The organism is Paracoccus haeundaensis (assembly GCF_006239215.1).
Classification (GTDB): domain Bacteria; phylum Pseudomonadota; class Alphaproteobacteria; order Rhodobacterales; family Rhodobacteraceae; genus Paracoccus; species Paracoccus marcusii.
This window is the reverse complement of record NZ_VDDC01000001.1, coordinates 58,332-72,206: the sequence shown is the minus strand read 5'-3', so window position 1 is coordinate 72,206 and position 13,875 is coordinate 58,332. Positions and strand designations below refer to the sequence as shown.

Here is a 13,875-nt window from a genome sequence, read left to right as displayed (position 1 = left end):
TGCGGGGGGCTGGCCCCCCGCCCTCCGTCGCGGGACGCAGATCAGACCGCGCGTTCCACCATCATGTGCTTGATCGACGCGATGGCCTTGGCGGGGTTCAACCCCTTGGGGCAGGTGTTGGTGCAGTTCATGATCGTGTGGCAGCGGTACAGCTTGAAGGGATCCTCCAGCTCGTCCAGACGCTCGCCCGTGGCCTCGTCGCGGCTGTCGATGATCCAGCGATAGGCGTGCAGCAGCGCGGCCGGCCCCAGGTACCGATCGCCGTTCCACCAGTAGGACGGGCAGGCCGTCGAACAGGAGGCGCACAGGATGCATTCGTACAGACCGTCCAGCTTCTTGCGGTCCTCGATCGACTGCTTCCACTCCTTGCCGGGGGTCGGCGTCTTGGTCTGCAGGTAGGGGTTCACCGACGCGTGCTGCGCATAGAAATGTGTCAGGTCCGGCACCAGGTCCTTGACCACCGGCATGTGCGGCAACGGATAGATCGCCACGTCGCCCTTGACCTCGTCGATGCCGAAGATGCAGGCCAGCTTGTTGCCGCCGTCGATCACCATCGCGCAGGACCCGCAGATCCCCTCGCGGCAGGACCGGCGGAAGGACAGGGTCGGGTCAATCTCGGCCTTGATCTTGATCAGGGCGTCCAGCATCATCGGCCCGCACTTGTCCAGATCGACGAAATACGTGTCCAGACGCGGATTTTCCCCGGTCTCGGGGTCCCACCGATAGATCTTGAATTTCTTGACGTTGGTTGCGCCCTCGGGCTTGGGCCAGGTCTTGCCGACGCGGATCTGACTGTTCTTGGGCAGGGTGAACTGGACCATGGGTAGCTCCTTTCAGAGAGTGCCTTCGGACGGCACATGGGCCGCAAACAGGGGTTGCGACCGGGCCACCAGATCGGCCACCCGGTCGCGGGCATGAGGGTTCAGCGCCAGCCCGTTCAGGCGGCGCAGGAATTCGGTGGCGCCGGGCGTCAGACGCTCCATCGCGCGGGATTCCAGCGGCGGCAATGCGTCCAAACGCGCATCAGGGACGCCCGCCAGCGACAGCAGCTGGCGGCCGGGACGATCGGCGTCCGCCTCGTCCTCAAGCCGCAGCCGGGTAACGGGAACAGACGACAGCGCGCCGTCCAACCGCCGCAGCAGATCGCCCCATCCGGACAGTTCGGACGTCTGCGCGCGGAATTCGGGCAGCGTCAGGGCATAGCCGTCGGTGCGCACGGCCTGCGCCCAGACCGATGGAAGCCACGCCGTCATCCGACGGGTATAGATCACGACATGCGGAGCAAAGCCGCGATCGGCCGCGACCTGCACCAGCGTCGCCAGCATCGCGGGCAGTGCCGGGAACAGACGGGTCTCTCCGCCGTTGCCGGGCATCGCGCCGGCCAGATTCTCATGGGACAGGATCACCGGGCGGTCGTCGTCCGGCAGACCGTCCAGCACCGTCTCGAACGCCGCGACCAGCGTGGCGCGGTGATCATCGTCAGGTGCAAGGCTGCATGCGATGGCCGCACGTCCAAGCGGACGCATCGGCGTCCCTTCTTCGGGCGTGCGGATCACGACCGCGTCCGCCAGCGCCGGGGCCGAACGGCGCAGGAACCGCTGCAGGCTGGTGGTGCCGGTCTTCTGGACGCCGACATGCAGGAACAGCGGCCGGCTCACCGCGTCCCCCGCCAGCCGGGCTGGTCGGCCAGCGCGCGCTCGGGCATCTGGCCCGACCGACGCTGGACGCAGCGGCTGAAGACGTCGGACGGATCACGGCCGCGGATGTAGTCGCTGCTGATCTCCAGCTCGACGCTGCCAAAGCCACGCGTGCCCCCCGACCCCGAGCCGACGCCCATCGCGATGCTGCCACGGGGGCGTTCGGCCATTTCGGCATCGCGCAGGCAGCTTCGTTCGGCCTGGTCCACCGGGACCGGACCGCAGGCCGCCACCACAGGCAGCAGACCCACGAAGATTGCCCGCGCGATCATCAGATCACGCCGTGCGCGCCGCGGCGGCGATGCACTGCGTCGTCGCCGGACGCGACACGATCGCGGCCACGCTGTCGGCGGTGCCGGTCACGCCCGAGCGCGACATCTGCGCGATGTCGATCAGCTCGGCGGTCGAGGCGTTGTTGACCACGCAGTCGGTATAGGGCGTGACGTTGACGCCCGGCAGGCGGCGCTGCATCTCGCTGTCGACGACGTTGCGGGCGATCTGGCGCGATGCCGCGTCCAGCACGGTCGGCGCGGGCGCGACGCCGGGGGCGGTCGGCACGGCGGGGCCGGTCATAGGGACCGGGGCGACGCAGCCCGCCAAGGTGGCGGCGGCAATGCCGAAAGCGGCGATGAGATTGAAGCGCATCAGTAAACCCTTTTCTTCGGAGCGATCTTTTGCAGGTCGATCCCGCCTTCCTCGGCCGTGGTCAACGGCTCCAGGTGGACGGGGCGGTAGGCCAGTTTAACCTTGTTCCCATCGACCCAGGCAAGCGAATGCTTGCGCCAGTTGGCGTCATCCCGCTCAGGGTAATCCTCGTGCGCATGGGCGCCGCGGCTCTCCTTGCGGGCCTCGGCCGCGACGATCGTTGTCAGGGCGTTGGGCATCAGGTTGGTCAGCTCCAACGTTTCCATCAGGTCCGTGTTCCAGATCAATCCGCGATCGGTGACCTTGATGTCATCCATCTTGCCCGCAATGCCCTCCATCTTGACCACGCCCTCGGCCAAGGTCTTGTCGGTGCGGAACACGGCGGCATCCAGCTGCATCGTGCGCTGCATCTGGTCGCGCAGCTCCGCGGTGGCCATCGTGCCGTTGGCATGGCGCAACCCGTCGAAGCGGTCCAGCGCGCGGTCGACCTCGGCCTTGTTGGTCGCGGGAACGGCACCGGCACGGTCCACGACCTCGCCGGCGCGGATCGCGGCGGCGCGGCCGAACACCACCAAGTCGATCAGGCTGTTCGACCCAAGACGGTTCGCACCATGCACCGACGCACAGCCAGCCTCGCCCACGGCCATCAGGCCGGGGAAGATCGCGTCGGGATTTTCTTCCGTCGGCGCAAGGACTTCGCCCCAATAGTTCGTGGGAATTCCACCCATGTTATAGTGAACCGTCGGCAGGACCGGGATCGGCGCCCGGGTCAGGTCGACACCGGCAAAGATCTTGGCGCTTTCACTGATGCCGGGCAGGCGCAAGTCCAGCGTCTCCGGCGGCAGGTGCATCAGGTTCAGGAAGATGTGGTCCTTGTCGGGACCGACGCCGCGACCTTCGCGGATCTCCATTGTCATGCAGCGGCTGACGACGTCGCGGCTGGCCAGGTCCTTGTAGGTGGGCGCATAGCGCTCCATGAACCGCTCGCCTTCCGAGTTCGTCAGGTAACCGCCTTCGCCCCGCGCGCCTTCCGTGATCAGGCAGCCAGAGCCATAGATGCCGGTCGGGTGGAATTGCACGAATTCCATGTCCTGCAGCGGCAGGCCCGCGCGAGCGACCATGCCGCCACCGTCGCCGGTGCAGGTATGGGCGCTGGTCGCGCTGAAATAGGCGCGGCCATAGCCGCCGGTCGCCAGCACCACCATCTTGGCGTTGAAGACGTGCATCGTGCCGTCGTCCAGCTTCCAGCAGACGACGCCGGTGCAGCGGCCATCGGTGATGATCAGGTCCAGCGCGAAATATTCGATGAAGAATTCCGCGTTGTTCTTCAGCGACTGGCCGTACAGGGTGTGCAGGATGGCATGGCCGGTGCGGTCGGCCGCGGCGCAGGTGCGCTGGACCGGGGGGCCTTCGCCGTATTCGGTGGTGTGACCGCCGAAGGGGCGCTGATATATGCGACCGTCCTCGGTCCGGCTGAACGGGACGCCGTAATGCTCCAGCTCGTAGACGGCCTTGGGGGCCTCGCGCGCCAGGTATTCCATGGCGTCGGTGTCGCCCAGCCAGTCCGACCCCTTGACGGTGTCGTACATGTGCCACTGCCAGCTGTCGGGGCCCATGTTGGACAGCGACGCGGCGATGCCGCCCTGGGCCGCGACGGTGTGCGAGCGCGTCGGAAAGACCTTGGTCACGCAGGCCGTGCGCAGCCCCTGTTCGGCCATGCCGAGCGTCGCGCGCAGACCCGCGCCACCGGCCCCGACGACGACCACGTCATAGTCATGAACGATTGTTTCGTAAGCTGCCATGTCGTCCTCAGATCGCGGGAAGGGTGAAGGCCATCTTGGCCAGCGCAAAGATGGCGGCGGCGATCACGCCCCAGCCAAAGATCGCGATGGCGACCATCGTCAGTTGCTGGGCAGTGCCGTGGACATAGTCCGCGATCGCCCCGCCCTGAGAGCCCTTGATGAAATGGATCATGCCCACGATGACGAACAACGCGGTGATGATGCCGGGAAAGGGTCGGCCGAAATGGGCCACGACCTGATCCTGGGGCAGGCCGATGGCGCCGCCCACGGCGATCAGGAACAAGGGCGTCAGCACGATCAGCGCGTAGCTGCTCATCGTGATGTTCCAGTGATGCGCGGTGCCGGCGCGGGCAGAGCCCAGACCCTGGGCGGCCTTGCGGGGGGTGATGTAACGCATGATGCCCTCAGCCGATGAAGAAGATGATCAGGCTCAGCACGGTCAGCGCGACCGAACCGATGATGATGGCCCAGGAGCCGCGCTTGGCCTCGTCGATCTCGAGGCCCAGGCCATTGTCGTAGAACAGGTGACGCACACCCGACAGCGCGTGGAACCACAGCGCCCAGGTCGAGCCGGTCATGATCAGGAAGCCCAGCCAGGACCGCAGGACCCAATCGGCCGTGGCGAAGGCGCCGGGGCTGCTGACCGCGGCGACCAGCCACCAGACCAGCAGCAGGATGCCCGCCGACAGTGCGTGGCCGGTGATGCGCGTCAGGATCGAGGTGACCGCGGGGATCGGCAGGCGATAGACCTGAAGATGGGGGGAAAGGGGCCGGTTGCCCCGGTTCACGTCGGCCATCGGCGGCCCTCCTTTGTCGGTTCAGCTTGTCCCGTCGCAGGGGCCCGGAAGGGACCGGGCTGGCCGCGCGGGCTGGCGATTGGTGCCGTTCTTGACGCTACAGATGCCATCTGTCATCCGCAGATACCACCCCGCGCGCGCAAATGACGCGGAAATGGGGCTTTGTGATCACAGGCACGGCGGCTGTGATCACAGGTTTCCCACCGTTAGCGGCGGACATCGAAACGTCGCGACTCGACGCGCCGTCACACCGGCATCAGCGCCCAATAGTCCAGATCCAGCAGCACGTCCGGCAGGTACTTGCCCTGATCGTCGCGCAGCGTGCCCGCCGGTGCGCCGTTCCGCGTCGCGACCAGCCGCAGGCGGATCGCGCCGACGCCCGGCGCATCCGTCGGCGCACGGTCTAGCACCTGGGACCAGGCGCGCACCGTATCGCCGGCAAAGCATGGATTGGCATGCGCGCCGGCATTCAGCGCCACGATCATCTGCGCGTTGGCCAACCCGTTGAAGGACAGCGCGCGCGCCAGACTGATGACATGGCCGCCATAGATCAGCCGCCGCCCGTCGGGACGATGCGTGGCGTCGAAATGCACCTTGGCCGTGTTCTGCCACAGGCGGGTGGCCAGCATGTGCTCGGCCTCCTCGATGGTGACGGCGTCGACATGATCGATGACCTCGCCTACGGCATAATCGCCCCACCGGTGCGGTTCCCCTGCCAGATCAAAGTCGTATTCGGCAAAGCTCAACCCTTCCGGCACGATCAGGTCGGCCGCGTCGACGCTGTCGGCCAGATCGGGAACCACCGCCTCGGGCGCGGGGGACTGGGGGTCGCGCTTGCGGACCATGACCCACCGGACATAGTCCAGCACGACCTCGTCCACCTGGTTCAGGCCCTGGGTCCGCACCCAGACCACGCCCGACTGACCGTTGGAGTTCTGCCGCAGGCCGATCACCTGGCTTTCGGCGCGCAGCGTGTCGCCCGGCCAGACCGGCCGCAGCCAGCGCCCCTGGGCGTATCCCAGATTGGCCACCGCGTTCAGGCTGACATCGGGCACCGTCTTGCCGAAGACCGTGTGGAAGGCCAGCAGATCGTCCAGCGGGCTGCCGTCCAGACCGCAGGTGATCGCGAATTCGTCCGACGAATACAGCGCATGCCGCGCCGGATAGAGCGCGTGGTACAGCGCCCGTTCGCCTTCCGCCACGGTGCGAGGCACGGCGTGGCGGATGGTCTGGCCGACGGTGTAATCCTCGAAGAACCGGCCGGGATTGGTCTTGGTCATTGCTGTCCCAGCTTCATGTCGGGGTGGTATTCGGCCTCGATCTCCTTGGTGACGGCCTGCCCCATGCGCATCACGCCCTTGATCGGGTCATGGGCCATGGACGGGCTGCCATGCAGCGACCAGCCCTTGGACAGGGCCTCGCTGACGCGGTGGCAGAACTTGGACGTGTCGTCGTCGGTGATGCAGCGATAGATCAGGGGCATGTCAGGCTCCTCCGAAGGGCCAGGGGCCGATCCAGCCGTGGATCAAGCCGATCACGATCATGACGATGACGGCGCCGACGGCGGCCATCGCCTCCTTGCGGGCGGGGAAGGGTCCGGTCGGGCGGACCCAGGGGCTGGCGCGGTTGATCGCCACCATCTCGACGAAGGACCAGGCCAAGAGGCCGCCGAACAGGATGAAGGACGGCGTGTCGCCGTTCACCAGCAGATGCGCGCCCGCCCACAGGGCAAAGCCCCACAGCATCGGGTGGCGGGTCATCGCGGTCACGCGGGTCTTCATGCCGCTGGCCGCGAACAGATAGAGGGCCACCAGGACCAGCAGGTTGTTGATTCCCACCAGTGCCGGGTTCGGCCCCCAGAAGAACGCGCCCTCGGCCCCGCGATAGCCGATGACCATCAGGATGATCGACAGGACCAACAGGCCCGTGACCATGCCCTTGCCCCGCTCGCCCATCGAGGCGCGGCTGGCGGGGGCCACCCGCTTGTAGAGATGCGCCGCCCACCACAGGGCCACGCCTAGGATCAGGATCAGCATCTGGCTTTCCTCTTGCTGGAGCTTGTGGCGCGCAGACTGCCCTTATTGCGCCATGGCCGCAATCGCCTGCGCACGGTCCAGCGTCTGGCGCGCGGTGGCGACGTGCAGGTTCTCGACGATGCGGCCATCGACGACGGCGACACCCCGCCCCTGCGCGGTGGCTGCATCAAAGGCCTCGATCTGGCGGCGGGCCAGGGCGACCTCCTCCTCGGTGGGCGCGAAGGCGGCGTTGGCGATGTCCAGCTGGGCGGGGTGGATCAGGGTCTTGCCGTCGAACCCCATGTCGCGGCCCTGTTCGCATTCCGCGCGCAGGCCGTCGTCGTCCTTGAAGGCGTTGAAGACGCCGTCGACGATCACCACCCCATGCGCCTTGGCCGCCAGCAGACAAAGTCCCAGCCCGGCCATCATCGGCAGGCGGTCGGCGCGAAAGCGGCTGCCCAGATCCTTGGCCAGGTCGTTCGTGCCCATCACCATCCCCGCCAGCCGCGGATGCGTCGCGATGGCGGCGGCGTTCAGCATGCCCAGGGGCGTCTCCATCATCGCCCAGAGCGGCGTGTCGGGGATCAGCGCGGCCAAGCGGTCCAGATCGTCCGGGCCGTCCACCTTGGGGATCAGCACCGCATCGATGTCCAGCCCGGCGCAGGCGCTGGCATCGTCCGCGCCCCATGCCGTGGACAGCGCATTGATGCGCACGATCCGCGCACGGGGGCCGTAGTCCTGGGTCAGGGCCTGGGCCAGCGCGTCGCGCGCGGCGGCCTTGGCATCGGGGGCCACGGCATCCTCAAGGTCAAAGATGATCGCGTCGGCGGCAAGGCCACGGGCCTTTTCCATCGCACGGGCATTGGCGGCGGGGATGTACAGAACCGAGCGGTAGGGACGAGCCATGAGAAACCTCCGAGCAACAATGTTGCGCCTTGGTGCCGCTTTGCGCCATATATGGCAAGCGAAAAATGCCGCACTGCGGCGATCAGCCCGCCAGCCCCTGCCAGATCAGCCGCAGCGACACCGCCAGTAGACCCCAGGTGATCAGCCGATAGAACAGCGCAGGCGGAATGATCCGCACCAGCCGCAGCCCCACCCAGACCGCCGCCAGCGACACCGGCATCAGCACTGCCGCCGTGGCCAGGTTCGCCGGCGACAGTTGGCCCAAGGCGGTATAGGGGATCAGCTTGACCCAGTTGCCGATGGCAAAGAACCAGGTCGTCGTGCCCGCATAGATCAGCGGCGACAGACGCAGGGGCTGGGCATAGACCTGCCACAGCGGCGCGCCCGCATGGCTGACGAAGCTGGTGTAACCCGCAAGCCCGCCCCAGATGGTGGCCGCCCTGCCCCGCGCGGGCCGGGGCACGGCGTCCAGTGCCGGTCGGATCAGCGCGTTCAGCGCGAATCCCAGTCCGATGACCCCCACGATCAGCGTGACGCCCCGCACAGGCACGACGCTGGCCGTCGCCCAGCCCACCGCGATTCCCGCCATCGCCCCGGGCAGCGCCAGCAGCAGCACGCGACGGTCCAGGTTGCGGCGGAACGCGATCAGCCCGCCCACGTCGGACACCACGTAGATCGGCAGCAGCAGCCCCGCCGCCTGCACCGGCGACATGACCAGCGACATCAGGGGCACGCTGATGATGCCGACCATGGCCAGCCCGCCCTTGGACAGGCCCACCGCGATCGCCGCGATCACGGCCAGCGCCCAGCCCGCGCCCGACAATTCCAGCATGGGCCTCTCCCTGCACGACGTGCAATCTGTGGCCCGTGGCGGGGATGAAGACAAGTGTTAGCACAACCATGCCACCCGGCCGTGGGACCGTCTTGCGATTCCTTGCGCGACCGCTTACCCCTGCCGCAACTTTTCACCACCCAATCGGAGGTTATCCATGGCCCGACCCAAAATCGCACTGATCGGTGCGGGGCAGATCGGCGGCACGCTGGCGCATCTGGCCGCGATGAAGGAACTGGGCGACGTCGTCCTGTTCGACATCTCGGAAGGCACGCCGCAGGGCAAGGCGCTGGACATCGCGCAATCGGGCCCGTCCGAGGGATTCGACGCCCGCATGAAGGGCGCCAACGATTACGCCGACATCGCCGGCGCCGACGTCTGCATCGTGACCGCGGGCGTTCCGCGCAAGCCGGGCATGAGCCGCGACGACCTCTTGGGCATCAACCTCAAGGTCATGAAATCCGTGGGCGAGGGCATCGCCAAGCACGCCCCCGACGCCTTCGTGATCTGCATCACCAACCCGCTTGACGCGATGGTCTGGGCGCTGCGCGAGTTTAGCGGCCTGCCCCACAACAAGGTCTGCGGCATGGCCGGCGTGCTGGATTCGGCGCGCTTCCGGCACTTCCTGTCGCTGGAGTTCAACGTGTCGATGCGTGACGTGACGGCCTTCGTGCTGGGCGGCCATGGCGACACAATGGTGCCACTGACCCGCTATTCCACCGTGGCCGGCATCCCGCTGCCCGACCTGGTCAAGATGGGCTGGACCACGCAGGAGAAACTGGACGGCATCGTCCAGCGCACCCGCGACGGCGGCGCCGAGATCGTGGGCCTGCTGAAGACCGGCAGCGCGTTCTATGCCCCCGCGACCAGTGCCATCGAGATGGCCGAGGCCTATCTGAAAGACCAGAAGCGCGTCCTGCCCTGCGCGGCGCATGTGGACGGTGCCTATGGCCTGAAGGGCATGTATGTCGGCGTGCCGACCGTGATCGGCGCCGGCGGCGTGGAAAAGATCATCGACATCAAGCTGGACCGCGACGAACAGGCGATGATGGACAAGTCGATCGAGGCCGTGAAGGGTCTGGTCGAGGCCTGCAAGGGCATCGATTCCTCGCTGGCCTGATCTTCGCTTGCGAAATCCCGGAACGGCGCGCCATGATCGGCGCGCCGTTTCCCGTTTCAGGTGTGCCATGCGCTGTCTTCTTGCCGTCCTGTCGCTGCTTGCCGCACCCGCCCTGGCGCAGGAGACGTCAGCCCTGATCGCGGAGCGGGGCCTGGCGGGGGCACGGACGCAGCTGCTGGCGCAGGCGCCCTCGGCCGACCGCGACCTGGCCATCGCCGCGACACGGTTCCTGGGCGGGGTCGAGGCCGCTTTCCAGGCCCGCCACCGGATCGGCGCGACGGACCCGCTGGTGCCCCTGCCGCTGCTGGGTGCGACGCTGCCACCGAACCCCGATCCGCAACCGATGACGGCCGATTTCGTCACCGCGATGATGCGCGACCTGTCGCAGGCCATGCAGGACACCCGCGACGCCCTGCCCGACGGCCCCGCGACGCTGACCCTGGACCTGCGCGACCTGTGGCTGGACGTCGACGGCGACGGCACCCGCGGCCCGGCCGAGGATCTGGCGGCGCTGTCGGGCCTGCCTTTGCCCGAAGGCCCGGCTGTGGTGCGGTTCGACGCCGCCGACATCCATTGGCTGCGTGCCTATACGCATCTGATCGACGGGGTGGCGACGCTGATCCTGGCCTTCGATCCCGAACCCGCGCTGGCGCATCGGATCGCGCTGGATGCGGCGCTGGCCGAACAGTTTGCCGAACCGCCCGGCCAGATGGCCCGCGCGCCCAATTTCGACATGCAGGCCCGTGCCTTCGGTCCGATCGTGGACCGGGTGGCGGTGGTGATCCAGACGCTGCGCCGCCAGCCCGACCCTGCGCTGACCCGCGCCGCGGGGGATCATCTGCGGGCGATGGTGGCCGCCAACCGCGTCTTCTGGACCGAGGTCGCGCAAGAGACCGACAACGACCGCGAATGGATTCCCAACGACGCCCAGCAGGCCGCGCTTGGCTTTGCCCTGCCGCCGGAGACGGGGTCGATGTGGCTGGCGATCCTGGACGAGGTCGACCAGGCATTGGCCGGACGGCTGCTGATCCCCTTCTGGCGCTTTGCCCCCGGACATGGGGTCGACCTGGCGATGTGGCTGGACGATCCGCGCCCGGTCGATGTGACGGACTGGGTCCAGGGCACCGCCGCCCTGCCCTATGCCCGCCCCGGCCTGACCGTCGGGCGCGACAACTGGGACAGGTTCCTGAACGGCTTTCAGGGCCGGGCGGGGCTTTACATGCTGCTGCTGAACTGACCGCGGCGCGCGAATCAACCTGCTTGCGCTATCGGCGCGGATGTTTGTGATCACGGCAAATCTGGCTGTGATCACATTCGGCGGCTTCCCGCCGGTTTTCGGCATTTTACGGGGAATTCGTTTCTGTGTGCCCTTCATGCGTGGCACAAGGCCCCAAATCTGTCGAACCGAATGAGGGGGTCGAGATGAACATCCACGAATACCAGGCCAAGGCGCTGCTGCGTCAATACGGCGCGCCCGTCAGCGAAGGCCGCATCGTGATGAAGGCCGACGAGGCCAAGACCTGCGCCAGCGAGATGGACGGTCCGCTGTGGGTCGTCAAGGCGCAAATCCACGCCGGTGGCCGTGGCAAGGGCCATTTCACCGAGGCTGCGGCCGGTGAGAAGGGCGGCGTCCGCCTGGCCAAGTCGGTCGAGGAAGCCGAGGAACTGACCCGCCAGATGCTGGGCCGCACCCTGGTCACGCACCAGACCGGACCGGCCGGCAAGCAGGTCAACCGCATCTATATCGAGGATGGCAGCGACATCGCGCGCGAGCTGTACCTGGCCCTGCTGGTGGACCGCCAGACCTCGCGCGTCAGCTTCGTCGCCTCGACCGAGGGCGGCATGGACATCGAGGAAGTGGCCGAGCACACCCCCGAGAAGATCGTCAGCTTCAGCGTCGATCCGGCGTCGGGCCTGTCGGACTTCCACGGCCGCCGCGTGGCCTTTGCCCTGGGCTTGGAAGGCCAGCAGGTCAAGCAGTGCGTGGCCCTGGTCAAGAACCTGTATCGCATGTTCATCGAGAAGGACATGGAGATGCTGGAGATCAACCCGCTGATCGTCACGCCCGAAGGCCAGATCAAGTGCCTGGACGCCAAGATGGGCTTTGACAACAACGCGCTCTATCGCCAGCCCGACATCATGGCGCTGCGCGACGAGACCGAGGAGGACAGCAAGGAGCTGGCCGCCTCCAAGTTCGACCTGAACTACATCGCGCTGGACGGCGAGATCGGCTGCATGGTGAACGGCGCAGGCCTGGCGATGGCCACGATGGACATCATCAAGCTGTTCGGCGCCGAGCCCGCCAACTTCCTGGACGTCGGCGGCGGCGCCACGACCGAGAAGGTCACCGAGGCGTTCAAGATCATCACCAGCGACCCGAACGTCAAAGGCATCCTGGTCAACATCTTCGGCGGCATCATGCGCTGCGACATCATCGCGGAGGGCATCATCGCCGCCGTGAAGGAAGTCGGTCTGCAGGTCCCGCTGGTTGTCCGCCTGGAAGGCACGAACGTCGAGCTGGGCAAGGAGATCATTGCCAACAGCGGCCTGAACGTGATCGCCGCCGACGACCTCAAGGACGGCGCCGAGAAGATCGTGAAAGCGGTCAAGGGCTGATCCATCCGGGCGCGCGGGTCACGCGCGTCCTCCTCTGGAACATCGCGGTGCGTCTGGCGCCGCTTACGCAAGGAGGCCATGATGGCCGTTCTCGTCGACAAGAATACCAAAGTCATCTGCCAGGGGATCACCGGATCCCAGGGCACCTTCCACACCGAACAGGCGATCGCCTATGGCACGCAGATGGTCGGTGGCGTGACGCCGGGCAAGGGCGGCACGGATCACCTGGGCATGCCCGTCTTCAACTCGGTCCACGAGGCCGTGGCCAAGACCGGCGCCAATGCGTCCGTGATCTATGTCCCGCCCCCGTTCGCGGCGGATTCGATCCTGGAAGCCATCGACGCGCAGATCCCGCTGATCGTCTGCATCACCGAAGGCATCCCGGTGCTGGACATGATGCGCGTCAAGCGCGCGCTGGCCGGATCGCAATCGCGCCTGATCGGGCCGAATTGCCCCGGCATCATGACCCCCGACGAATGCAAGATCGGCATCATGCCGGGCAGCATCTTCCGCCGCGGGTCGGTGGGCGTCGTGTCGCGTTCGGGCACGCTGACCTATGAGGCGGTCAAGCAGACCTCGGACGTGGGCCTGGGCCAGTCCTCGGCGGTCGGCATCGGCGGCGACCCGATCAAGGGCATGGAGCATATCGACGTGCTGCAGATGTTCCTGGACGATCCCGAGACCGAGTCGATCATCATGATCGGCGAGATCGGCGGATCGGCCGAGGAAGAGGCCGCCGAGTTCCTGGCCGAGCAGAAGCGCAAGGGCAAGTGGAAGCCCACCGCGGGCTTCATCGCGGGCCGCACCGCGCCTCCGGGCCGTCGCATGGGCCATGCCGGCGCGATCGTGTCGGGCGGCAAGGGCGACGCGGAATCCAAGATCGAGGCCATGAAGAAGGCCGGCATCATCGTCGCCGACAGCCCCGCGGGCCTGGGCGAGGCCGTGCTGAAGGCGATCAAGGGTTGATGATTTGACAGTCCGCCCCCCGGTACCCACCTGTTGGGGGGCGGATTGACGCAAAGGGAAAGACCGTGGACCAGCAGGCAGGCCATCACGACATGACAGCATCCGCACCCCGCGCGGGCCGGTGGCTGTCGCTTGTGGCGCTGCTGGGCCTTGCGGGCTGCGGGGACAGGATGACCAACGACATCCTGCCCGGCGGCATCCCGGCGCGCACCAACCTGCACCAGGCCAGCGGCCTGCCGCCAGAATCGGTGCGCACCGTATCACGGCGGGATTTCGGGTGGCGGGTGATCTATCGCCCCGCCTATGCCCCGCCGAATGCCGAAAGCCGCACCGCCGTCGCGCTGTGCGGCCTTGAACGTCGGGCCCCGCTGCGGATCCAGCAGCAGCCCCGGCTTGACCCGACCGCCGATCCCGGCGCCCGCATCTTCGACATCTACTGCGCCTGATCCAACCCATATTTGCCCTGAACGGGGACCAGC

Annotated in this window: 17 protein-coding genes; 5 read left to right on the top strand and 12 right to left on the bottom strand. The window is 67.2% G+C overall.

Annotated features, from left to right (window positions below):
- Positions 1-41 precede the first annotated feature (41 nt).
- The 12 genes from FHD67_RS00365 to FHD67_RS00310 form a co-directional block, all read right to left on the bottom strand.
- Positions 42-821, bottom strand: coding sequence for a succinate dehydrogenase iron-sulfur subunit (locus FHD67_RS00365; RefSeq protein WP_045999425.1), 780 nt, complete (start codon positions 819-821; stop codon positions 42-44).
- A gap of 12 nt (positions 822-833) precedes the next feature.
- Positions 834-1,658 (bottom strand): hypothetical protein, encoded by an 825-nt coding sequence (locus FHD67_RS00360; RefSeq protein ID WP_139597448.1) that lies wholly within the window; start codon positions 1,656-1,658, stop codon positions 834-836.
- Entirely contained in the window at positions 1,655-1,969 is a 315-nt protein-coding gene (locus tag FHD67_RS00355) for a hypothetical protein (protein ID WP_139597447.1), read from the bottom strand. Before FHD67_RS00355 ends, FHD67_RS00360 begins: the two co-directional genes overlap by 4 nt.
- 4 nt (positions 1,970-1,973) lie before the next feature.
- Positions 1,974-2,342, bottom strand: a complete 369-nt coding sequence (locus FHD67_RS00350; RefSeq protein ID WP_052715122.1) for a hypothetical protein — start codon at positions 2,340-2,342, stop codon at positions 1,974-1,976.
- Entirely contained in the window at positions 2,342-4,144 is a 1,803-nt protein-coding gene (gene sdhA / locus FHD67_RS00345; protein ID WP_139597446.1) for a succinate dehydrogenase flavoprotein subunit, read from the bottom strand. Before sdhA ends, FHD67_RS00350 begins: the two co-directional genes overlap by 1 nt.
- Before the next feature lie 7 nt (positions 4,145-4,151).
- Entirely contained in the window at positions 4,152-4,541 is a 390-nt protein-coding gene (locus FHD67_RS00340; RefSeq protein ID WP_045999429.1) for a succinate dehydrogenase, hydrophobic membrane anchor protein, read from the bottom strand.
- A 7-nt stretch (positions 4,542-4,548) separates the two neighbouring features.
- The gene (sdhC, locus tag FHD67_RS00335) at positions 4,549-4,941 is read right to left on the bottom strand and encodes a succinate dehydrogenase, cytochrome b556 subunit (RefSeq protein ID WP_045999430.1); all 393 of its coding nucleotides are present in this window, start codon (positions 4,939-4,941) and stop codon (positions 4,549-4,551) included.
- A 245-nt stretch (positions 4,942-5,186) separates the two neighbouring features.
- The gene (locus FHD67_RS00330) at positions 5,187-6,221 is read right to left on the bottom strand and encodes a MaoC family dehydratase (protein WP_139597445.1); all 1,035 of its coding nucleotides are present in this window, start codon (positions 6,219-6,221) and stop codon (positions 5,187-5,189) included.
- Positions 6,218-6,424, bottom strand: a complete 207-nt coding sequence (locus tag FHD67_RS00325) for a DUF1737 domain-containing protein (protein ID WP_045999432.1) — start codon at positions 6,422-6,424, stop codon at positions 6,218-6,220. The genes FHD67_RS00330 and FHD67_RS00325 overlap by 4 nt, the downstream gene beginning before the upstream one ends.
- A gap of 1 nt (position 6,425) precedes the next feature.
- Positions 6,426-6,977 (bottom strand): NnrU family protein, encoded by a 552-nt coding sequence (locus FHD67_RS00320; protein ID WP_045999433.1) that lies wholly within the window; start codon positions 6,975-6,977, stop codon positions 6,426-6,428.
- A 42-nt stretch (positions 6,978-7,019) separates the two neighbouring features.
- Entirely contained in the window at positions 7,020-7,862 is an 843-nt protein-coding gene (locus tag FHD67_RS00315; RefSeq protein WP_139597444.1) for an HpcH/HpaI aldolase/citrate lyase family protein, read from the bottom strand.
- An 82-nt stretch (positions 7,863-7,944) separates the two neighbouring features.
- Positions 7,945-8,685, bottom strand: a complete 741-nt coding sequence (locus FHD67_RS00310; RefSeq protein ID WP_139597546.1) for a sulfite exporter TauE/SafE family protein — start codon at positions 8,683-8,685, stop codon at positions 7,945-7,947.
- 166 nt (positions 8,686-8,851) lie between these two features.
- On the opposite strand from FHD67_RS00310, the gene mdh reads away from it, so the two are divergent.
- The 5 genes from mdh (at position 8,852) to FHD67_RS00285 (ending at position 13,842) form a co-directional block, all read left to right on the top strand.
- Positions 8,852-9,814 carry a malate dehydrogenase gene (gene mdh / locus FHD67_RS00305; RefSeq protein ID WP_045999436.1) on the top strand — a complete coding sequence of 321 codons (963 nt, stop codon included), beginning with the start codon at positions 8,852-8,854 and terminating at the stop codon, positions 9,812-9,814.
- 67 nt (positions 9,815-9,881) lie between these two features.
- Positions 9,882-11,051, top strand: coding sequence for a hypothetical protein (locus tag FHD67_RS00300; protein WP_139597443.1), 1,170 nt, complete (start codon positions 9,882-9,884; stop codon positions 11,049-11,051).
- Between the two features lie 185 nt (positions 11,052-11,236).
- On the top strand, positions 11,237-12,430 hold the full coding sequence (gene sucC / locus FHD67_RS00295) for an ADP-forming succinate--CoA ligase subunit beta (protein ID WP_127898268.1): 1,194 nt from the start codon (positions 11,237-11,239) through the stop codon (positions 12,428-12,430).
- A gap of 81 nt (positions 12,431-12,511) precedes the next feature.
- Entirely contained in the window at positions 12,512-13,396 is an 885-nt protein-coding gene (sucD, locus tag FHD67_RS00290) for a succinate--CoA ligase subunit alpha (RefSeq protein WP_045999684.1), read from the top strand.
- A gap of 65 nt (positions 13,397-13,461) precedes the next feature.
- Complete coding sequence (locus FHD67_RS00285) at positions 13,462-13,842, top strand: hypothetical protein (RefSeq protein WP_045999438.1); 381 nt, start codon at positions 13,462-13,464, stop codon at positions 13,840-13,842.
- The last annotated feature ends 33 nt before the right edge of the window (positions 13,843-13,875 follow it).

Excerpts from the sequence above, each read along its gene's own strand:
- FHD67_RS00340 (WP_045999429.1), bottom strand. The coding sequence starts at position 4,541 with ATGCGTTACATCACCCCCCGCAAGGCCGCCCAGGGTCTGGGCTCTGCC.
- FHD67_RS00315 (WP_139597444.1), bottom strand. The coding sequence starts at position 7,862 with ATGGCTCGTCCCTACCGCTCGGTTCTGTACATCCCCGCCGCCAATGCC.
- mdh (WP_045999436.1), top strand. The coding sequence starts at position 8,852 with ATGGCCCGACCCAAAATCGCACTGATCGGTGCGGGGCAGATCGGCGGC.
- FHD67_RS00365 (WP_045999425.1), bottom strand. The coding sequence starts at position 821 with ATGGTCCAGTTCACCCTGCCCAAGAACAGTCAGATCCGCGTCGGCAAG.
- FHD67_RS00355 (WP_139597447.1), bottom strand. The coding sequence starts at position 1,969 with ATGATCGCGCGGGCAATCTTCGTGGGTCTGCTGCCTGTGGTGGCGGCC.
- FHD67_RS00330 (WP_139597445.1), bottom strand. The coding sequence starts at position 6,221 with ATGACCAAGACCAATCCCGGCCGGTTCTTCGAGGATTACACCGTCGGC.
- sucC (WP_127898268.1), top strand. The coding sequence starts at position 11,237 with ATGAACATCCACGAATACCAGGCCAAGGCGCTGCTGCGTCAATACGGC.
- sdhC (WP_045999430.1), bottom strand. The coding sequence starts at position 4,941 with ATGGCCGACGTGAACCGGGGCAACCGGCCCCTTTCCCCCCATCTTCAG.
- sdhA (WP_139597446.1), bottom strand. The coding sequence starts at position 4,144 with ATGGCAGCTTACGAAACAATCGTTCATGACTATGACGTGGTCGTCGTC.
- FHD67_RS00320 (WP_045999433.1), bottom strand. The coding sequence starts at position 6,977 with ATGCTGATCCTGATCCTAGGCGTGGCCCTGTGGTGGGCGGCGCATCTC.
- FHD67_RS00325 (WP_045999432.1), bottom strand. The coding sequence starts at position 6,424 with ATGCCCCTGATCTATCGCTGCATCACCGACGACGACACGTCCAAGTTC.
- sucD (WP_045999684.1), top strand. The coding sequence starts at position 12,512 with ATGGCCGTTCTCGTCGACAAGAATACCAAAGTCATCTGCCAGGGGATC.
- FHD67_RS00350 (WP_052715122.1), bottom strand. The coding sequence starts at position 2,342 with ATGCGCTTCAATCTCATCGCCGCTTTCGGCATTGCCGCCGCCACCTTG.
- FHD67_RS00300 (WP_139597443.1), top strand. The coding sequence starts at position 9,882 with ATGCGCTGTCTTCTTGCCGTCCTGTCGCTGCTTGCCGCACCCGCCCTG.